Source organism: Variovorax sp. P5_A3 (genome assembly GCF_056400665.1).
Window position 1 is genome coordinate 1 of record NZ_JBFUKW010000039.1, and the last position, 19,703, is coordinate 19,703.

Below are 19,703 nucleotides of genomic sequence, written 5' to 3' on the forward strand. Positions count from 1 at the left end.
CCGCCGCTGCTGACGCTGGGCATTCCGCCCAACGCCGTGATGGCGCTGATGGTGGGTGCGATGACCATCCACAACATCCAGCCCGGCCCGCAGGTGATGACCAGCAACCCCGAACTCTTCTGGGGCCTGATCGCCTCGATGTGGATCGGCAATGCCATGCTCATCATCCTGAACCTGCCGCTGATCGGCATGTGGATCAAGCTGCTGACGGTGCCCTACAAGTTCCTGTTCCCTGCCATCGTGCTGTTCTGTGCGATCGGGGTGTACTCGACCAACAACAACACCTTCGACATCTGGATGGTGGCGGCCTTCGGCTTCATCGGCTATCTGTTCATCAAGCTGCGGACAGAGCCTGCGCCGCTGCTGCTGGGCTTCATCCTGGGGCCGATGATGGAAGAGAACCTGCGCCGTGCGTTGCTGCTGTCGCGCGGCACGTGGAGCGTGTTCGTGACGCGGCCGCTGTCGGCCGGGTTGCTGGTGGCTGCGTGCCTGCTGCTGGGCATCGTGCTGCTGCCGTCGATCAAGGCGAAGCGGGAAGAGGCCTTCGTCGAAGAATGAAGATCGACTCCTCTCCCTCTCCATGGGAGAGAGAGAGCAAGAAGAAACCGCCCGAGGGCGGTTTTTTTCTGGGCGCTGTATCGCGATCGTCGACTCAACTCTTAGTCGGGGAGTCCTTCCATCAAGGCCTCGAAGCGGCGCGGCTCGACTGCTCCGATGTCCTTCATCGACGCAATCGTCGAATGAGCCGCTCGCAGACGGCGCTCGACTTCCGCCTTGGTCAGAGCTGCAAGCGCTTTCAGCTCGAAGAGACTGACGGGGCCCTTGTCACCCGGGAAGCTGCGCGCGTGAAGCAGCAGCTTGTTGACGCATGCCAAGGCGATATGCGCCTCTCTGACAGCGTCGACGTCGGCGGTTGCCTGTCGGGTCAGCACGGCGAGGTCCGTCTTGGTCGAGTCAGGCGCGGACTCGCCGGCGGATGGTGTCGTGGGGTGGCGCGCGGGCGCGCAAGAAGGGTGTGCCAAGAGTGGCCTCCAAGGATTGCGGTTTGCTACAACCGCCGCGCCCGCTGTCAAACGATGGCGGCAGCTCGAACGGGTTGACAGACCGGGCAATCCAAGGAAAACCGGCGAACCTTGCGGCTCCCCGTTCGAGCCGCCTATAAGGACATCCTCTGGTGGGTCAACCCCCTGCGTAGGTGCATTTCAGGCGACGAAGTAAAGGTTGCGGACAGCAAGCCTATAAACGGTCATTCGTGCACCCTAGCCACTGGGCTGGTTGCGGACCCTGATGAAAGACGCGCACCACAGACTCCATTCAAAAATCAGGCAGACGTACCTTGGCGGCTCGTCGAGTACTCTGCGGCGCAGGTCCAAACCTTCAACTCATCACTTGATGCACATCACGCGGCGGTCGTATTCCTGTTGCCGATGCTCCGGTTGCTGGCAATGCTCAGGCCGGAACCTTGAATTTCTCCTGCAAGCTCAGCGCCGCCCAGCACATACGTGCGTTCTTCGCCGCTATGGCGACCACGGCACGGCCAAAGCCACGGCGTTCCTTAAGTTGCAAAGCCCATCGGCTGATCGGATCGTTCTTGTCGGTGGCCTTCATCATCAGTGACTTGGCCCCCAATATCAGCAGTGTGCGCAGGTAGCTGTCGCCCGCTTTGGTAATACGGCCCAGCTTGGCTTTGCCGCCGGAGCTTTGCTGGCTCGGTACCAAACCGACCCAGGCGCTGAACTGGCGACCGTTCTTGAAGTCGTGCCCGCTGCCGATAGTGGCGACGATGGCGCTGGCTGTGGTTGGCCCGATGCCACGCAGCTGCATTAGCAACCGAGCTTGGCCATCCGCCTTGGCAAGCAGTTGGATTTGGCGCTCGCTTTGGGCAATGCGATCTTGCAGATGGCTGAGCTCGTTCATCAGATCGCCTATGACCTCATTGCAAGACCCCGGCAGGTCTTCCAGTGCTTCGTGCACACCCCGATGAAATGCCTTGAACGCCTGGGGCAGAACGATGCCCAGTTCGCCGAGCAATCCACGGATGCGATTGATGAGTGCGGTGCGCTCGGCGACATAGCCCTGGTGCGCCCGGTGCACAAACAGTTTGCCCTGCTGCTCGATGGTCTTGATTGGCACGAAGCGCATGTTCGGTCGCGTCACCGCCTCGCAGATCGCCGCCGCATCGGCCGCGTCGTTCTTGCCATGCTTTCCGCTCATGCGGTAAGGAGCCACAAACTTGGGCGCCATGATGCGAACCGTGTGCCCGAACCTCTGAAATTCGCGTGCCCAGTAGTGAGAGCCGGAACAGGCTTCCATGCCGATCAGGCACGGTGGCAGACTGGCGATGAGTTCGAGCAGTTTGGCTCGCTTGACATCGGGACGGACCAGCTCGGGTTTGCCTGCCTTATTGACACCATGCACGGCAAAGACATTTTTTGCCAAGTCGATTCCGACAGTTACGATAATCATGGCATCCCCTTTCCAGCAGTTGATGAGAGTTGACTATCCCATCATGGCACTTGGTTGCCGTCGACCCACTCACGGTGGGTCACTCGGGACGGGGATGTCCCTTTCATTCAAAAATGGTGGCACGAACAACTAAGCCGCAGTCACTGTGCGGGACTGCGGCTTGCGTTCTCAGATTGCTTCGGGCTGTCAAACCCGATCACGTCTTTTTTTGGCGTGACGGGGCGGAGTATAGCGACGGCCCTATTCAGATGGCCGAGGGCGAAGCGCACATCCGGTAACGGAGCTTCATGCTTCAGCGTGCTGACGACACGCGAGCGACACCGGAGCGTCCCACGATGGAATCTCCAACCCAAGGAGACCCAGATGAAAAGCCTCGCACTTGTTCTCGCCGCGTTGACCCTGTCGGGCTGCATCGTCGCGCCGTACGACAACTACCGTCCGCCGCCGCCACGTGGCGGCGCCTATATGGACCGCGACGGCGACGGCGTACCCAACCGCTACGATCGCCGCCCCAACAATCCTTACCGCTACTAAGCTTGGCAGCCGCGCAGGCGGCATGGCCGAGCTCAGGGCTGCACCGAACGCGCGTCCGGGCCCAGGGCACGCAATGCCGCGAGGCGCTTGCGCGTGCCCGGGTGCGTCGCGGTGTCGTTGCGCAAGCCGAGGTCCATGAAGGCGGCGACCACATGCTGGTCCGGCAAGCCCAAGGCGCGCAGGGTGCTCAGCGCAAAGGCGTCGGCCTCGAATTCCTGCCGATAGGCCAGTGCCGACGCATCACGGCCCAGGCGGTCCGCGATGGCATCGGTGTGTTGCTGCTCGACGGGGCCCGGCACCCATTTCGCGTAGACGAGGCCCATCTGCGACCAGTGGTCGAGCATCACGTGCCCCAGTTCGTGCGCAAGGATGAAGATGCGCTCGCCTTCCGGCAGGTCTCCCAGGGCCACATTGGCCACCACGATGTGGCCTTGCAACGTCTCGCCGACCACGTCGCCACGCACGACGCGCAACTCGACCTTCGACAGGGCGGGACCACCCAGACCGCCCAGGCCGCGCAAGAGCTTCTCGAAGGACTCGCGCACCTTCGCGGCGCGCGGACTCGCGGCATCGGCCGGCGTCATGGCGTCGAGTTGCTTCTGTTGCGACATCTGCAGCACGCCGATGATGTCAGGCGTCGGGCGGGCGTCCTCGCAGCGGGCCGCACCGCAGGCGAGGACCATCCACAGCATCAGCAACCATCGCATGGGCACACTCCGCGACGCCCAAGTTGCAGGGCGATTTTTGCTGCGCTGCAACAAGCATGCCAACGGGCGGGCGGGCGGCCACGCGCATCCCAGCGAACCGATTCACGAATCTGGAATCAAGGTGCAACGTAGTCCGACACCACCTTCCACTTGCCATCCACGATCTGAGACAGACGCGACGTTTCGTTCCCCAGCCGCTTGGTCGCGCTGAAAGTCATCTTCGGCGCACCGAACATGTCGGGTTCGAATGTGCTGCTGTCCATGGCCTTGATGAAGGTGTCCGTGGTGAGATTCGGTCCGGCCTTGTTCGCCGCCTGGATGAAGCTCTGGACGATCATGTAGCCGTAGACCGAGAACACCGTCGGGTCCTCATTGAACTTGGTCTTGTACTTGTTGGCCCAGAAGCGCAGCGGCTGCGATTGCTCGTCGGTGTAGGGGTTCTGCACGGTCATGGTGGCGTAGATGCCGTCCATCGGCTTGCCGCCGAGCTTGTGGATCAGGTCGGTGTAGGCCGCGCTCGATCCGAGGAAGGTCGGGTTGAAGCCCGTCTTGCGCGCCTCGCCAACGGTGCCGATGGTCTCGCGGATGATGGTGCCGAGCACGACGAGATCGCAGTTGGCGGCCTTCATCTTCGCGACCTGCGACGAGAAGTCGGTCGCGCCGCGCTTGAAGGACGTCTTCTCGGCGAGCTCCATGCCCGCGGTCTTCAGGCCGGCTTCGGCGCCGCGCTGCACTTCGAGGCCGAACTCATCGTCCTGGTAGATCGTGCAGACCTTCTTGGCGCCCTTCTCCTTGATCATCTTGGGCAGCGCCAGGCGGATCTGGTCGTAGTAGGTGGCGGCGAACGAGTACTTGAGCCGGTTGAGCGGCTCGTACATCTCGCGCGCGGCGGTGATCGGGAAGAAATTGACGATGTTCTTCTCGAACTGCACGGGCATCGCCGCCATGTTCTGCGCGGTGCCTATGTGGCCGGCCATGATGAAGATCTTGTCCTGGTTCACCAGCTTCTGCGCCGCCAGCACCGCCTTCTTGGGGTCGTAGCCGGAGTCCTCGACGAAGAGCTTGAGCTTGCGGCCTTGCACGCTCCCCTGCTCGTTGAGCTCGTCCACCGCCAGTTGCATGCCGTTGCGCGACTGCTTCCCGAAGCCGGCGAGCGGCCCGGAGAGATCCTGGATCGTCCCGATCCGGATCTCGTCCTTGCTCACGCCCTGCTGCTGCGCACCGGCCAGGCCCGAACCCAGCACCAGGCTCGACGCCGCGGCAAGGGGGATGAGTGTCTTGATCTTCATACAGCTGTCTCCTCTGGGTTGACGTAAGGAATCGGTCGGCTACGCGTACATGGCCTCGATGCGCTCCGCGTACTTGGTCTGGACCAGCTTGCGCTTGAGCTTCATCGTGGGCGTGAGTTCTTCGTCCTCGGCGCTGAGCTGCGTCTCGAGCAGGAAGAACCTCTTGATCTGCTCGACGCGCGCGAACTTCGCGTTCACGCGGTCGATCTCGGCCTGGATGAGGTCCTGCACCTCCTGCGAGCGCGTGAGGCTCTGGTAGTTGCTGAAGGGCACGTCGTGGTCCTGCGCGAATTTCTCGACGTTCTCCTGGTCGATCATGACGATCACCGTGAGGTAGGGCTTGGCGTCGCCGATCACCACCGCGTCCGTGATGTAGGGGCTGAACTTGAGTTCATTCTCCAGTTCGCTCGGGGTGATGTTCTTGCCGCCTGCCGTGATGATGATGTCCTTCATCCGGTCGGTAATGCGGAAATACCCGTCCTGGTCGACCGTGCCGACATCGCCGGTGTGCAGCCAGCCATCGGCGTCGATGGTCTCGGCGGTCTTCTCGGGCAGGTTGAGGTAACCCATGAAGACGTTGGTGCCGCGCACCAGGATCTCGCCGGTGACCGGGTCGATGCGCACCTCGTTGTAGCCCGCGGCCGGCCCGATGGCGCCCGGCTTGATGCGCGTCGCGGGCACTCCCGTAGAGGCTCCGCACGATTCGGTCATGCCCCAGACCTCCAGCATCGGCACGCCCAGCGCGAGGTACCAGCGCACCAGCTCGGGCGAGATCGGCGCGGCCCCGGTCACGAGAAAGCGCGCGCGGTGAATGCCGATCAGCTTGCGCACGTTGTCCAGCGCCAGCCAGCGCGCGATTCTGAACTTGAAGCGCAGCATCCCGCCGATCGCCTCGCCCGCGAGCACGCGATCGGCGATGGTGGTGCCCACGCCGATGCTCCAGCCGTAGGCCGCCTGCTGCAGCGCGCTCGCTTCCTTGAGCGCGATCATCACGCCCGAGTAGAACTTCTCCCACACGCGTGGCACGGCGGTGAAGACAGTGGGCGCGATCTCGCGCACGTTCTCCGGCACGGTCTCCGGGTTCTCGACGAAGTTGAGGATCGAGCCGGTGTACATCGCGAAGTACTCGCCGCCCATGCGCTCGGCGATGTGGCACAGCGGCAGGAAACACATGCGCTCGTCGTGCTCGTCCTGCGCGATCAGCGTGTTGTAGCCGCGCGCGGTGTAGACCAGTCCGCGATGGCTGTGCATCGCGCCCTTGGGCTTCCCGGTGGTGCCGGACGTGTAGACGAGGATGGCAAGGTCTTCCGGACGGCAGGCGGCGACGCGTTGCTCCAGTTCGCGCCCATGGCCTTGCAGGTAGTCGCGGCCCAACGCACGCAGTGCGTCGAGGCTCATCACGTCGGTTTCGCGAAGGTCGCGCAGGCCTTCCATGTCGAACACGATGATCTTGCGCAACAGGGGCAATCCGCTGCGCACTTCGAGCGCCTTGTCGAGCTGTTCGTCGTCCTCGACGAAGAGGATGGTGGTTCGCGAGTCCTCGCAGAGATAGTGCACCTGCGACGCGGCATCGGTCGGATAGATGCCGTTGGATACACCGCCGCAACTGAGGACCGCGACGTCGCACAGCACCCATTCGATGACGGTGTTCGACAGGATGGAAGCGCACTCGCCGGGTACAAAGCCGATCGCCATCAGGCCGCCGGCGATCTCGCGGACGGCGTCGGCGGTCTGCTGCCATGTCCAGCTTCGCCAGATGCCGAGCTTCTTCTGTCGCATCCAGACCTTGTCGGCCCGCGCCTTGGCCGCGTTCCAGAACATGGCGGGGATGGTGTCGCCGGAGACCGCGATGTTCTGCCGGGGCTGGAGGTGGTCCAGGTCCCAGAGTCCGGCGGGTGCCTTGGCATGCATGGCGTTGTTCATCTCCAGGTCTTCTTTTTCTTCCAGCGCCGCTCGCCGCGCACGCCGTCGTCCTTGAGGCCGAGGTAGAACTCCTTGATGTCCTCTTTCTCGCGCAGGCGGTCGCAGATGTCTTCCATGACGATGCGGCCGTTCTCGAGGACGTAGCCGTAGTCGGAGGCATTGAGCGCCATGTTGGCGTTCTGTTCGACCAGGAGGATGGTGGTGCCGCGTTCGCGATTGATGCGCACGACGATCTCGAAGATTTCCTTGGTGAGCTTGGGAGACAACCCGAGGCTGGGTTCGTCGAGCAGGATCAGATGCGGTGCGGCCATGATGGCTCGCGAGATGGCAAGCATCTGCTGTTGTCCACCGGAGAGGAGGCCGGCGTCCTGCGTGGCACGCTCCTTGAGGATGGGGAAGTAGGTGTAGACGGTCTCGATGTCGCGGGCCACGCCGTCGCGGTCCTTGCGGGTGTAGGCGCCCATCAGGAGGTTGTCGCGCACCGAGAGCAACGGGAAGACTTCGCGGCCTTCGGGAACGTGGCTCAGACCCTGCTGGACGATGTACGCAGGATCCTTGGCGGTGATGTTCTGGCCCTTGAATTCGATGCTGCCTTTGCGTGGGTCGATGATTCCGGAGATCGTCTTCAGGATGGTGGTCTTGCCTGCGCCGTTCGATCCCAGGACCGTTGCGATTTCTCCTGCACGTACTTTCAGGCTGACGCCTCGGATGGCCTTGATGGGGCCGTAGGCGCTTTCGACGTTCAGCAACTGGAGGACTACTTCGCTCATGTTCGAACGTCCTTGCGTGATGGCTGGGGGTGGCGACGGCGGGCAGTGTGCCCTGTGCCGGCCGACGTCACCGGCCCTTCGGGCTTCCCTGCGCTGCTCACGGTACGCGGGGTCCGCGCAAACTCGCTTCGCTCAAACACGCGCGGCCCTTTTTCCGCGCACCGCTGCGCTGCTCGGCGGTGCCTCAACGGCCGGCACAGGGCACACCACCCGCCGCCGCTGACACGTTGGGGTTGAACTGTCCGCCTCGACGGCTGTTGTTCAAGCGCAGCGCGACTACGTTGGAGGCGCACAACCCCTTTGAACGCCCACGGAGCCCGGTAGGCGGTGCGGGCTGTGCAACCCCTCTGCGCCGCCGAAGCGCGCAGCCTCAGGCGGAAAAAGGGCCGCGCGTGTTTAAGCGAAGCGAGTTTGCGCGGACCCCGCCTGAGGCGAGCACTGCAGGGCAGCCCGAAGGGCCGGCGCAGCGGGGTTGCACAGCCCGCACCGCCTACCGGGCGGAACCTTCCAAGGGACACACCGGCGGCCGACATCAAGCAGCCCTCCGCAAACTGCTCACGTCATCCACAGTCCCCAGATAGGCCTCGATCACGCGCGAATCCGACTGAACCTCGCGTGGAGTGCCACTAGCCAGTGCCTCCCCCATGTTCATCGCCAGCACCCGATCCGACACCTTCGACACCAAAGACATGTCGTGCTCCACCATCAGCACCGAGATGCCGAGCTCGTGCTGGATGTCCTGGATCCAGAACGCCATGTCCGCCGTCTCCTCGACATTGAGCCCTGACGAGGGTTCATCGAGCAGCAGCAGCTTTGGCTCCGTGCACAACGCACGCGCCAGTTCGACGACCTTGCGAACCCCGTAAGGCAGCCCCGCCACCATCGAATCGCGGTGATGCTGCAGATCCAGCAGATCGATCACCTGCTCCGCCTTCTCGCGCGCTTCGATCTCTGCCCGGCGCGTCGCAGGCGTGAAGAACACCTCGCTCCAGAAGCCCGTCTTGCGATGCGTGTGACGGCCGATCAACAAGTTGTGCAAGACAGTCGCGTGCTCGAACAACTCGATGTTCTGGAAGGTGCGCGCAATGCCCAGTGCCGCAATCTCGTGCGGCGCCTGCTGCGTCAGCGCGATCGGCTTGTCTTCGCCATGCCACACGATCTCACCCGTCGTCGGCGTATAGATGCGGCTGATCAGGTTGAACACAGTGGTCTTGCCCGCGCCGTTCGGCCCAATCAGCGTGAACACCTCGCCGCGTCGCACATCGAAGCTCACCTTGTTGACCGCAAGCACACCGCCGAAGCGCACGCTCAGATCCTTTGCAGAGAGGAGAAGATCGTCGGCACTCATCTCAGACGATCCGACTTGGTGAACGACTTCTGACGCTTGAACAGTCCCTTCCGATAGAACGGAAACAACTGCAGCCACGTGCGGACCTTCAGCCATCGCCCGTACAGCCCCAGCGGCTCGAACATCACGAACGCGATCAAGACCAAGCCGTAGACCAACCCCTGCAAGCCCGGCGCCTGACCCACGACCGGAGGAAGCCAATCCTTGCCCAACGCAATCAACTGCGGCATCGCGATCAGGAAGATCGCACCGAGGAACGCGCCATGCACCGACCCCAGCCCGCCGATCACCACCAGCAGCAGCAGATCGATCGACTGGAGAATGCTGAACTGGTCCGGCGAAATGAAGCTCAGCTTGTGCGCATACAGCGCGCCGCCCAGTCCCGCGAGCGCTGCCGAGATCGCGAACGACAGCGTCTTGTAGCGCGCCAGGTGAATGCCCATGCTCTGCGCCGAAATCTCCGAATCGCGAATCGCGACGAATGCGCGCCCCGTCGGCGAACGCAACAGGTTCAGGATCGCCAGCGTGCACAACACAGCGACCAGCAGGCACACGAGATAGAAACTCTCGCTCGACCCGAGATCGATACCCAGCAGTTTCGGCGACTTCACATGCAGCCCCGAATTGCCGCCGGTCACGCTTTCCCAGCGCGCGAACACTTCCTCGACGATGAAGCCGAAGGCCAGCGTCGCGATCCCGAGGTAGATGCCCTTCACCCGCAAAGCCGGCAACGCCACCACCACACCCACCGACGCCGACAGCGCGGCCGCCGCCACCAGTGCCAACGGGAACGGCACGCCCAGGTTGTTCAGCACCGCTTGCGTATAGGCCCCGGTGCCAAGGAAGGCCGCATGCCCGATCGAAAACTGCCCCGTGAAGCCCGCCAGCAGCATCAGCCCGAGCCCGACGATGCCGTAGATCAGCACGAAGGTCAGTTGCGCGAGCCAGTATTCCGGCAGCACCCACGGCGCCACGATCAGCGCCGCACCCAGCAGGCTGTACCAGAACACATGCCCGCCGTGCTTGGCGAGGTCGATGTCCTGCGAGTAACTGGTCTTGAAGGTATAGCGCACGTCAGCCTCCCACCCAACAGCAGCCAATCCCAGAAACCCCGCGGAACCGGCTCCGCCGGGCCGCCGGGGTTGCCCCCGGCGAGGGGGTGGAGAGCGACACGAAGTGCGCGAGCCTGGGGGAGAGCATGGTCATACCTTCTTCCGCAGCTTCTCGCCGAACAGGCCATTGGGCTTCACCATCAGCATCAGCAGCACCACGATGTACGGGGCCGTGTCCTTGAAGCCGTCCGGCAGATAGAAGCCTGCGAACGATTCGACGATGCCGATGACCAGGCCGCCGACGATCGCGCCCGGCAAGCTGCCGAAGCCGCCCACCACCGCCGCGGGGAAGGCCTTGAGCCCGATGAAGCCCATGTTGGCGTGCACGAAGGTGATGGGCGCCAGCAACATGCCGGCGATGGCCGCGACCGCCGCCGCCAGTCCCCACACCAGGCCGTTCAGCCGCTTCACGGGAATGCCCATGTAGTACGCGGCGAGCTGGTTCTGCGACGAGGCCTGCATCGCGATCCCGAGCTTGCTGTAGCGGAACATCGCGAAGAGCAGCCCGCACAGTGCCGCCGTCGACACGATGATCGCCATCTGCTCCACGTTGACGACGAGCTCGCCCACCTTCCAGATCTGGTCTTTGTACGGCACGGGCAAGGCGTGCGTCTCGGTGCCGATGGCGGGGATCATCGTAATCAGTCCACGTGCCACGTAGCCGATGCCGATGGTCAGCATCACGATCGAGAACTGCGGTTGCCCGAGGATCGGCCGGATCACGACCAGTTCCACCAGCACACCGAAGGCCACCATGGCCGCGATCGCCAGCAGCGCCGCCAGCCAGAACGGCAGGCCGAACAGCGACATGCCGGCGAAGGCGCAGAAAGCCCCGAGCATCATGAGTTCACCCTGCGCGAAGCTCACCGTTTCGGTGGCCTTGTAGATCAGCACGAACCCCAGGGCGATCAGGCCGTAGATGCAGCCTTGCGCGATGCCTGAGAGCAGGAGCTGGAGGATTTGCAAAGGGTGGTCTCGTGCGGGTTTCGCGGTTTATAGCGGCGAGCACCGCGCGCGACGCAGAGGGTTGTCCCGCATCCCGTGCCGCACTGCCGTGCGCGTCATTGGTGCACCGCGAGCCGCCGCGAGCCGGCGAGGATGTCGCTGGGTCGCAGGCCGTAGACCTGTCGGATGGAATGGCTGAAATGGGTCGAATCGGGGTAGCCGGTGTCGAGCGCGATGTCGGTCAGCGTCGCGCTTTGCCGCACATGGCGCAGCAGGCTGCGCGCACGCTTCCAAGCGCGAAAGGCGCGGAAGGGAACGCCGGTTTCCTGCTTGAACAGGTGCAGGAAGCGCGAGAACGACAGCTTCACCGCTGCCGCGCACTCCTCTGCCGACATGGGCGAGGCCGGGTCGGCGTTGATGCGGTCGACCACCGTGCGGATGCGCGGATCGAGCGGACGCGGCGCGAGCGCATGGCCGAAGAAGAGCGTGTCGAAGTCGAAGGCGTCGAAGCTTTCGCGGCCGGAGGCTTCGAGCAGCCGCGCATGCGCATCGCGCACGCGGCGGACGAACTGCGGCGCCTCCACCGGTCCGCAATGCTGGAGAAAGTCCGGCAGCAGCGCGGGGTCGACCGATTCGGATTCGACGAGGAGGTTGAGGATCAGCCGGTGGTCGGTCGCGACCTGGTGCGGCACCTGCGGCGGCACGACCAGCAGTTCGCCGCTCTGCCACGCACTGCCGCCGATGCGGATGCGCAGCGGGGCACCCGTGGGTGAAACATAGACGCCATGGCCGCCAAGGCTGCGTTCCGCCGCCTCGCCGAGAAGCCCTGCGTAGAACACGCGCTGCGTCGTGATCCACATGAGACGCTCGCCCTGGCTTCCGCGCGCCGCGTCCTTCGGTTGTCTGGTCACCAGGATGCCCTTTCCTCCGCACTGCGACGATGGCCGATGGCCGCCGTCGGTTCAGAGGATCGTAGCGGCGCAATCCGGCGCGTCGACGCCGATTGCGCGGGGACTTACCCTAGGCGCGCGGCTTCAGCGCGCGGCGCAGCTCGCTGGCACACAGTGACACTGCGGCGTTGGCCTCGTCGAGCAGGCGGCCCATGGTGATGAAGCCGTGGATCTGGCGCTCGAAGCAGACGTAGGTCGCGCGGTTGCCCGCCTCGGTCAGGGCCCGTACGTAGTCGAGCCCCTCGTCGCGCAGCGGGTCGTAGCCGGCGGTCAGCACCAGCGCCGGCGGCAGACCCGCGAGATTCTTGTGCAGCAGCGGCGAGGCGCGCCAGTCGAGGTCGTCCTTCGCGTCAGTGATGTAGTGGTCGTGGAAGTAGCTGATCGTGTCCTTCGTCAGCACGTAGCCCTGGCCGTTGGTCGTGTGCGAGGGGTGCCCGCGCCGCATGTCCGTCGCCGGATAGATCAGGAGCTGGAAGGCGATGGGCAGGTCACCGGCATCGCGTGCCGCGATGGCGACCACTGCCGCCAGGTTGCCGCCCGCGCTGTCGCCGCCAACGGCCAGCCGACTCGCATCGACGCCGAGCGCGGCCGCTTCCTTGCGCACCCAGCGCGTCGCGGCGAGCACGTCGTCCACGGCCGCGGGAAAGCGATGCTCCGGGCCCATGCGGTAGTCGACCGCCACGACCGCGCAACCCGACAGGTTGGCCAGCTCGCGGCACAGTGTGTCGTGCGTGTCGAGGTCGCCGATGGTCCAGCCCCCACCGTGGTAGTAGACGAGCACCGGCAGCGCCGTCGCGGCATTCGAGCCCAGCGGCCGGTAGAGCCGCATCGGGATCGGGCCGTGCGGGCCTTGGGCGCTCAGCTCGCGCACCTCCGCCACCTCGCCCGGGTCCGGCTGCGTGATCGCACGCCGCTCGCGATAGAACTTGCGCGCGTCGGTGTGCGACAGGGTGTGGGTCGGCGGCACGCCGCGCTGGACGAGCAAGTCAATGAACGCCTGGGCTTGAGGATGCAGCATGAAGTACTCCGGGAGGTTGAGGGATCAGGCCTTCCGCGGCTTGACGCGCGAAGCCGCTTCCTTGGCGTTGCGGCGCGCGATGTCGACATCGGCGGCATGCGCCAGCGCGACACCCATGCGGCGCTTGACGAAGCTCTCGGGCTTGCCGAAGAGCCGCACGTCGGTGCCCGGGACGGCGAGCGCGTGCGCCACGCCGTCGAAGGCGATGCCGGTGGCGTCCACGCCGCCGTAGATGACAGCGCTGGCGCCCGGGCTCTTGAGCGTGGTGTCGACCGGCAGGCCGAGGATGGCGCGCGCATGCAGTTCGAATTCGTTCTGCCATTGCGTCGCCATGGTCACCATGCCGGTGTCGTGCGGACGCGGGCTGACCTCGCTGAACCAGACCTGATCGCCCTTGACGAACAGCTCCACGCCGAAAAGCCCCTGCCCGCCGAGGTCGGCGGTCACGGCTTGCGCGATCTCTTGCGCCTTCTGCAGCGCGGCGGGCGCCATGGGATGCGGCTGCCAGCTTTCGACGTAATCGCCGCTGACCTGCACGTGGCCGATGGGGTCGCAGAAGTGCGTCTGCCCCGCGCCAGCGGCATCGGGGGCGCGTACGGTCAGCAGGGTGATCTCGTAGTCGAAGTCGATGAAGCCCTCGACGATCACCCGGCCGTGGCTCACGCGGCCGCCGGCCATGGCGTAGTCCCAGGCTTTCTGCACGTCGGCGGGGCCGTCGATCTTGCTCTGGCCCTTGCCCGAGCTGCTCATCACGGGCTTGACGATGCAGGGGTAGCCGATGCCTCCGTCGATCGCCGCCTGCAGTTCGGCCAGCGAGTCGCAGAACTTGTAGGGGCTGGTCGGCACGCCCAGCGTCTCGGCGGCGAGGCGGCGGATGCCTTCGCGGTCCATGGTGAGGCGCGCCGCGCGGGCGGTCGGGATCACGCGCACCACGCCGGCCTCTTCGAGCTGCTGCAGCATGGACGTGGCGATGGCCTCGATCTCGGGAACGACGAGTTGCGGCTTCTCGGCCTCGATCAGCGCCTTGAGCTGGGCCGGGTCGCTCATGGTGATGGTGTGTGCGTGGTGCGCCACCTGCTGGCCGGGCGCGTTCTCGTAGCGGTCGACGGCGATGGTCTCCACGCCCAGGCGCTGGAGGGCGATCAGCACCTCCTTGCCGAGTTCGCCGGAGCCCAGGAGCATCACGCGGGTGGCGGAGGGGGAGAGGGGGGTGCCGAGGGTGGTCATGGTGCGGTTCCGTCGCTGGGGGATGTGAACGCGGCACTTTAAATCACTCGTCTGTCACAAGCGGCAACGGCGCCGGCCGGCCGCTGTTTCACAATCTCGGGCATGGGTCGCCGGATCGCGGGCGAATTCCCTCCCCTTTCATCATTCAGTTCAAGGAGTATTTGGCATGGCAATCCAGGCGGTCGGCATCATCGGTGCGGGAACAATGGGCAACGGCATCGCGCAGGCTTGCGCCGTCGCGGGCGTGAACGTCGTCATGGTCGACATCGCGCAAGCCGCGGTCGACAAGGGGCTCGCCACGGTGGCGGGCAGCCTCGACAGGCTCATCAAGAAGGACAAGCTCACCGCCGAGCAGAAAGACGCCGCGCTCGCGCTGATCAAGGGCTCGACGAACTACGACGACCTCAAGGTCGCCCACCTCGTCATCGAGGCCGCCACCGAGAACCACGAGCTCAAGCTGAAGATCCTCAAGCAGGTGGACGCCATGCTGCCGCCGGAGGTGATCATCGCGTCGAACACCTCGTCGATCTCGATCACCCAGCTCGCCGCAGCCACCTCGCGCGCCGACCGGTTCATCGGCATGCATTTCTTCAATCCGGTGCCGATGATGGCGCTGGTCGAGATCATCCGCGGCTACCTCACCAGCGACGCAACGCACGACGCGGTGAAGGAGCTGTCGGTGAAGCTCGGCAAGTCGCCGATCACGGTAAAGAACGCGCCCGGTTTCGTGGTCAACCGCATCCTGGTGCCGATGATCAACGAGGCCTTCTTCGTGCTGGCCGAGGGCCTCGCGACGGCGGAAGACATCGACGCCGGCATGAGGCTCGGCTGCAACCAGCCGATCGGCCCGCTGGCGCTCGCGGACATGATCGGGCTGGATGTCTGCCTGGCGGTGATGGAGGTGTACCTGCAGCAGTTCGGCGACTCGAAGTACCGTCCCTGCCCGCTGCTGAAGGAAATGGTTGCCGCGGGTCAACTCGGCCGCAAGACCGGTCGCGGCGTGTATACGTACTGACCCCCAGGCTTGCCCACTTCGTGTGGCCGCCCACCCCCTTTCGGGGGGCAATACCTGCGGCCCGGCGGAGCCGGTTCCGCGGTATTTCCGGGTTTTGGGGGAGCAGCCGCAGTTGATCTTTGGAATGGAGACCCGAATGACCGCAACGCCCACCGCGCCGCCGGCTGAAGGCTGTATCGATACGCAGGTGCTCGACCATGTGCTGCTGGTCGGCATCAATCGGCCGGCCAAGCGCAATGGCTGGACGCCACCGATGTTCAAGCAGCTCGCCGAGGCCTATACGCGGCTCGACGACGATCCTTCACTGCGTGTGGGCGTGCTGCACGCGTTCGGCGATCATTTCACTGCCGGGCTGGACCTGCCCGCGGTGACGGAGTTCATGAAGCACGGCGAGAAGGCGATTCCGCAAGGGCTGGTGGAGCCGCACGATTTCGGCCTGCCCGGCTACCGTCGCCGCACCAAGCCGATGGTGGTCGCGGTCAAGGGGATCTGCTTCACGGTGGGCATCGAGCTGATGCTCGGTGCCGACATCGTGGTCGCGGCCGACAACTGTCGCTTCTCGCAAATGGAGGTGCAGCGCGGCATCATGGCCACGGGCGGCGCCACCTTGCGCATGGCCGAGCGCGCGGGCCTGGGCAACGCCATGCTGCACCTGCTGACGGCCGATGAATTCGACAGCGCCGAAGCGTTCCGCCTGAACTTCGTGCAAAGGGTGGTGCCGGCCGGGCAGGAACTCGATGAGGCCTTGCGCATCGCGCAGCGCATCGCGGCGCAGGCTCCGCTGGCCGTGGTTGCCACCCGGCTCAACGTCGTGAAGGCGATCGAACAAGGCCCGCTCGCGGCGGTGGAAGATTTCATCCCGGTGCAGCAGCGTCTTGCCAACAGCGAGGATGCGGCCGAAGGTGTGCGCTCCTTCATCGAGCGGCGTCCGGCGCGATTCAGCGGTCGTTGAACGCATGCGGGGCGCGGCGCCGCATGACAAACACATTGCTACAAATTAAATTGCACGCAATTCAATTGCAAGATAGACTTCAGACCATGCGCACCACTGCCTCTCCCGCCCTGAGCTCCGACGAGCTGCTGCAGCTGGACAACCAGCTCTGCTTCGCGGTGTATTCGGCATCGCTGGCCATGACCAAGCTGTACAAGCCGCTGCTCGACAAGCTCCAGCTCACCTACCCGCAATACCTCGTGATGCTGGTGCTGTGGGAGCGCGACGGGCTCATGGTGTCCGAGCTGGGCGAGCGGCTCTTCCTCGATTCCGGCACGCTGACGCCGCTGCTGAAACGCCTCGAAGCCAATGGCTTCGTAGCGCGCATCCGCGACGTCGGCGACGAGCGCCGCGTGCACGTCAGTCTCACCGCCGCTGGCCGCAAGCTCAAGGCACGAGCCGCCAGCGTTCCGGCCTGCCTGCTGGCCTCGTCGCAATGCTCCGTGGACGAGCTGATGGCTCTCACGCAGCAGATGCAAAACCTGCGGGACCGCATCAGGGCCGCCTAGTTTTTTCCCCTCGCTTCGATCCCTCGAAGCACCCTTTCTCTCCAACCAACCGAAGGAACCACCATGGTCAAGAAACTCGACAAAGTGCTCTACACCGCCCAGGCCCACACCATCGGCGGCCGCGAAGGCGCCGGCAAGACCAGCGACGGCGCGCTCGACGTCAAGCTCAGCTCCCCCGGCTCCGGCAAGCCCGGCACCAACCCCGAGCAGCTGTTCGCGGTCGGTTACTCGGCTTGCTTCATCGGCGCGATGCGGGCCGTGGCGCCCAAGATCAACGTCAAGGTGCCTGACGACGTCGCCATCGACGCCAGCGTTTCGCTCGGACCGATCGACGCCGGCGCCGCCTACGGCATCGCGGTGAAGCTCGCGATCACGCTGCCGGGCCTCGACGATGCGCAGAAGAAGCTGCTGGTCGAGGCCGCCCACCAGGTGTGCCCGTACTCGAACGCCACGCGCGGCAACGTCGAAGTCGAGCTCGCGATCGCCTGATCGCAGGCGCGGCCTGATCCAGGGCCCGGCAGGGCGTCGCCTACGCGACGGTCTGCCGGGTCTTTTTCATGCAACGGACGCCGGCCTGCGCTAAGGTCTTCCGGAACATCGCAGCGCACAGGAGAAATCATGAGCACGACCGACCTGCTGATCCGCAAGGACGACCTCGCTTCCACCCGCGTGCGCACCGCCGAAGACCAGCGGCTCGCCGACGGCCAGGTGCGGGTACGCATCGACAGCTTCGCGCTCACCGCCAACAACATCACGTACGCCGCATTCGGCGAGGCGATGAACTACTGGCAGTTCTATCCGACCGGCGAGGAAGGCTGGGGCACGATCCCTGTGTGGGGCTTCGCATCGGTCGTTCATTCGCTGCACCCCGGCGTCGCCGTCGGCGAGCGGCTCTACGGCTATTTCCCCATGGCCTCCGCGGCGGTGCTGACGCCCGAGCGCGTGTCGCCCGAACGCTTCACCGAGGGCGCCGCGCACCGGGCTGCGCTGCCGGCGGTCTACAACCAGTACTTCCGCTCCAGATCGGATCCGCTCTACAGCGCCGACACCGAGGACATCCAGGCGCTGCTGCGACCGCTCTTCATCACGTCCTGGCTGATCGACGATTTCCTCGACGACAACGATTTCTTCGGTGCGCGCCCGGGCGCGGCGCTGTTGTCGAGTGCATCGAGCAAGACGGCGTACGGCACCGCTTTCCAACTCGCACAGCGTGAAGGCATGGCAGTGATCGGGTTGACCTCGGCCGCCAACAGGGGCTTCTGCGAAAGCCTGGGCTGCTACGACCGCGTGCTGGCCTATGACGAGCTCGACCAGCTTGCGGTCGACACCCCCTGCGTCTACGTGGACTTCGCCGGCAACGGCGCGCTCCGGCGCGCGATCCACACACGCTTCACCCAGCTGAAGCACAGCGCCTCCATCGGCGGCACGCACGTCGAGCAGCTCGCTGCAAGCGGCTCCGGCAAGGACTTGCCCGCCCCCCGCGCAACGCTGTTCTTTGCACCGGCCCAGATCAAGAAGCGCACTTCCGAATGGGGCGCCGAGGCCTTCGGGCAGCGCATGTTGCAGGCCTGGCGCGCCTTCATCGCGCACGTGACTGACGCCAAGGCGCCATGGCTGCGGGCGGAACACCATGATGGCGCCGCGGCTGTGGAAGCGGCCTATGCCGCGGTGCTGGCCGGGCGCGGGGATCCCCGCATCGGGCACATCCTGTCGCTCTCGGCATCGTCGACCGGTTAGACCGCCGAAGCCATGCAGCGTCGGTCTTGAACCGAGCTTATGCATCGCCGATGCCGCCAGAGCCGACAATGTCGCTGTGGCGTCTTCTACTTCCCCCTCCTCCGATGCGGCTTCGGCCGGCCATCCCTACGAAAACCTGACGCCTGACGTCGTGCTCGACGCGCTGGCAACGCTCGGCCTGCACGGCGACGGGCGGCTCACCGCGCTGAATTCCTACGAGAACCGCGTCTACCAGGTCTACCTGGAGGATCGGAGCGCCGTCGTCGTCAAGTTCTACCGGCCGGGCCGCTGGTCCGATGCCGAGATCCTCGAGGAGCACGGCTTCTCGCTCGAACTCGCAGCCGCCGAGGTGCCTGCCGTGCCGCCGATCGCAGTTGATGGCCAGACCTTGCATCGTCACGGCGGCTTTGCGTTCAGCGTCAGCCCCTACCGTGGCGGGCGGGCGCCGGAACTCGATGACTTCGAGGTGCTCGAGTGGGTAGGCCGCTTTCTCGCGCGGATCCATGCCGTGGGCTCGGCGAAGCCCTTCGCATCACGTCCGGCGCTCGATCTCCAGACATTTGGCATCGCCTCGCGCGACTGGCTGCTGGGCCATGAGATGGTTCCGCTCGACGTGCAGCGCGAGTGGGAAACGGCTTGCAACGCTGCCTTCGAGATGATCTCGGCCACGGCGCTTGGCGCCGGCGGACATGCACCCGCCGAGCAAGGTTTGAAGAAGCTGCGCCTGCATGGCGACGTGCATCCCGGCAACATACTCTGGACCCCGACGGACCGCCCCGGCGGCGGCCCGCATTTCGTCGACCTCGACGACGCACGCACCGGCTTCGCGGTGCAGGACCTCTGGATGCTGCTGTCGGGCGATCGTGCCCAGCGTACGTCGCAACTGAGCGGGCTGCTCGACGGCTACGAGCAGTTTCGCGACTTCGACCGCCGCGAGCTTGCGCTGATCGAGCCGCTGCGCACCCTTCGCCTGATCCACTACAGCGCCTGGCTTGCGCGGCGCTGGGAGGATCCGATCTTCCCGATCAACTTTCCGTGGTTCGGTTCGAGCGACTATTGGAAGGGCCAGATCCAGATGCTCCAGGACCAGTGCGAATCGATGGAAGAAGAGCCGCTGTACGCCTGAAGGGCTTCGTCGAGATCGACGAAGCCCAGAGTCAAG

20 protein-coding genes are annotated in these 19,703 nt (G+C 65.0%); 8 read left to right on the top strand and 12 right to left on the bottom strand.

Annotation, left to right across the window (positions count from 1 at the left end; translation table 11 throughout):
- A partial coding sequence (locus tag AC1D3B_RS33650; RefSeq protein WP_478195014.1) for a tripartite tricarboxylate transporter permease occupies positions 1-558 on the top strand: 558 nt, incomplete at its 5' end.
- Positions 559-659: 101 nt separating this feature from the next.
- Here AC1D3B_RS33650 and AC1D3B_RS33655 read toward each other — a convergent pair.
- Both AC1D3B_RS33655 and AC1D3B_RS33660 read right to left on the bottom strand, forming a co-directional pair.
- Positions 660-1,022 (bottom strand): hypothetical protein, encoded by a 363-nt coding sequence (locus AC1D3B_RS33655; RefSeq protein ID WP_478195015.1) that lies wholly within the window; start codon positions 1,020-1,022, stop codon positions 660-662.
- 427 nt (positions 1,023-1,449) lie between these two features.
- Entirely contained in the window at positions 1,450-2,466 is a 1,017-nt protein-coding gene (locus tag AC1D3B_RS33660; RefSeq protein WP_478195016.1) for an IS110 family RNA-guided transposase, read from the bottom strand.
- A gap of 363 nt (positions 2,467-2,829) precedes the next feature.
- Between AC1D3B_RS33660 and AC1D3B_RS33665 the strand changes: the two genes are divergently transcribed.
- Complete coding sequence (locus AC1D3B_RS33665; RefSeq protein WP_286613947.1) at positions 2,830-3,000, top strand: hypothetical protein; 171 nt, start codon at positions 2,830-2,832, stop codon at positions 2,998-3,000.
- Positions 3,001-3,032: 32 nt separating this feature from the next.
- On the opposite strand, the gene AC1D3B_RS33670 is transcribed toward AC1D3B_RS33665, so the two are convergent.
- The 10 genes from AC1D3B_RS33670 to purT all read right to left on the bottom strand — a co-directional run bounded on the left by AC1D3B_RS33670 (position 3,033) and on the right by purT (position 14,289).
- Positions 3,033-3,707 carry a M48 family metalloprotease gene (locus AC1D3B_RS33670; protein ID WP_478195017.1) on the bottom strand — a complete coding sequence of 225 codons (675 nt, stop codon included), beginning with the start codon at positions 3,705-3,707 and terminating at the stop codon, positions 3,033-3,035.
- Between the two features lie 116 nt (positions 3,708-3,823).
- Positions 3,824-4,996, bottom strand: a complete 1,173-nt coding sequence (locus AC1D3B_RS33675) for an ABC transporter substrate-binding protein (RefSeq protein ID WP_478195018.1) — start codon at positions 4,994-4,996, stop codon at positions 3,824-3,826.
- Positions 4,997-5,035: 39 nt separating this feature from the next.
- Positions 5,036-6,919, bottom strand: coding sequence for an AMP-dependent synthetase/ligase (locus AC1D3B_RS33680; protein WP_478195019.1), 1,884 nt, complete (start codon positions 6,917-6,919; stop codon positions 5,036-5,038).
- Positions 6,916-7,689 (bottom strand): ABC transporter ATP-binding protein, encoded by a 774-nt coding sequence (locus AC1D3B_RS33685; RefSeq protein WP_478195020.1) that lies wholly within the window; start codon positions 7,687-7,689, stop codon positions 6,916-6,918. The genes AC1D3B_RS33680 and AC1D3B_RS33685 overlap by 4 nt, the downstream gene beginning before the upstream one ends.
- Positions 7,690-8,221: 532 nt before the next feature.
- Positions 8,222-9,037 (bottom strand): ABC transporter ATP-binding protein, encoded by an 816-nt coding sequence (locus AC1D3B_RS33690; RefSeq protein WP_478195021.1) that lies wholly within the window; start codon positions 9,035-9,037, stop codon positions 8,222-8,224.
- Positions 9,034-10,110, bottom strand: coding sequence for a branched-chain amino acid ABC transporter permease (locus tag AC1D3B_RS33695; RefSeq protein WP_478195022.1), 1,077 nt, complete (start codon positions 10,108-10,110; stop codon positions 9,034-9,036). The genes AC1D3B_RS33690 and AC1D3B_RS33695 overlap by 4 nt, the downstream gene beginning before the upstream one ends.
- 129 nt (positions 10,111-10,239) lie before the next feature.
- Positions 10,240-11,115: a branched-chain amino acid ABC transporter permease gene (locus tag AC1D3B_RS33700; protein WP_478195023.1), complete on the bottom strand. Its 876-nt coding sequence runs from the start codon at positions 11,113-11,115 to the stop codon at positions 10,240-10,242.
- Positions 11,116-11,210: 95 nt separating this feature from the next.
- Positions 11,211-11,954, bottom strand: a complete 744-nt coding sequence (locus AC1D3B_RS33705) for a helix-turn-helix domain-containing protein (protein WP_478195054.1) — start codon at positions 11,952-11,954, stop codon at positions 11,211-11,213.
- 160 nt (positions 11,955-12,114) lie between these two features.
- Entirely contained in the window at positions 12,115-13,062 is a 948-nt protein-coding gene (locus tag AC1D3B_RS33710; protein ID WP_478195024.1) for an alpha/beta hydrolase, read from the bottom strand.
- Between the two features lie 24 nt (positions 13,063-13,086).
- Positions 13,087-14,289: a formate-dependent phosphoribosylglycinamide formyltransferase gene (purT, locus tag AC1D3B_RS33715; RefSeq protein ID WP_478195025.1), complete on the bottom strand. Its 1,203-nt coding sequence runs from the start codon at positions 14,287-14,289 to the stop codon at positions 13,087-13,089.
- A 166-nt stretch (positions 14,290-14,455) separates the two neighbouring features.
- Here purT and AC1D3B_RS33720 point away from each other — a divergent pair, with 166 nt between their 5' ends.
- The 6 genes from AC1D3B_RS33720 (at position 14,456) to AC1D3B_RS33745 (ending at position 19,667) form a co-directional block, all read left to right on the top strand.
- Positions 14,456-15,304, top strand: coding sequence for a 3-hydroxybutyryl-CoA dehydrogenase (locus AC1D3B_RS33720; RefSeq protein WP_478195026.1), 849 nt, complete (start codon positions 14,456-14,458; stop codon positions 15,302-15,304).
- A 136-nt stretch (positions 15,305-15,440) separates the two neighbouring features.
- Positions 15,441-16,256 carry a crotonase/enoyl-CoA hydratase family protein gene (locus tag AC1D3B_RS33725; RefSeq protein WP_478195027.1) on the top strand — a complete coding sequence of 272 codons (816 nt, stop codon included), beginning with the start codon at positions 15,441-15,443 and terminating at the stop codon, positions 16,254-16,256.
- A gap of 86 nt (positions 16,257-16,342) precedes the next feature.
- Positions 16,343-16,804, top strand: a complete 462-nt coding sequence (locus AC1D3B_RS33730) for a MarR family winged helix-turn-helix transcriptional regulator (RefSeq protein WP_478195028.1) — start codon at positions 16,343-16,345, stop codon at positions 16,802-16,804.
- A 63-nt stretch (positions 16,805-16,867) separates the two neighbouring features.
- The gene (locus AC1D3B_RS33735) at positions 16,868-17,293 is read left to right on the top strand and encodes an organic hydroperoxide resistance protein (RefSeq protein ID WP_478195029.1); all 426 of its coding nucleotides are present in this window, start codon (positions 16,868-16,870) and stop codon (positions 17,291-17,293) included.
- Positions 17,294-17,422: 129 nt separating this feature from the next.
- On the top strand, positions 17,423-18,541 hold the full coding sequence (locus AC1D3B_RS33740; protein WP_478195030.1) for a DUF2855 family protein: 1,119 nt from the start codon (positions 17,423-17,425) through the stop codon (positions 18,539-18,541).
- Positions 18,542-18,617: 76 nt separating this feature from the next.
- Positions 18,618-19,667, top strand: a complete 1,050-nt coding sequence (locus AC1D3B_RS33745) for a serine/threonine protein kinase (RefSeq protein WP_478195031.1) — start codon at positions 18,618-18,620, stop codon at positions 19,665-19,667.
- The last annotated feature ends 36 nt before the right edge of the window (positions 19,668-19,703 follow it).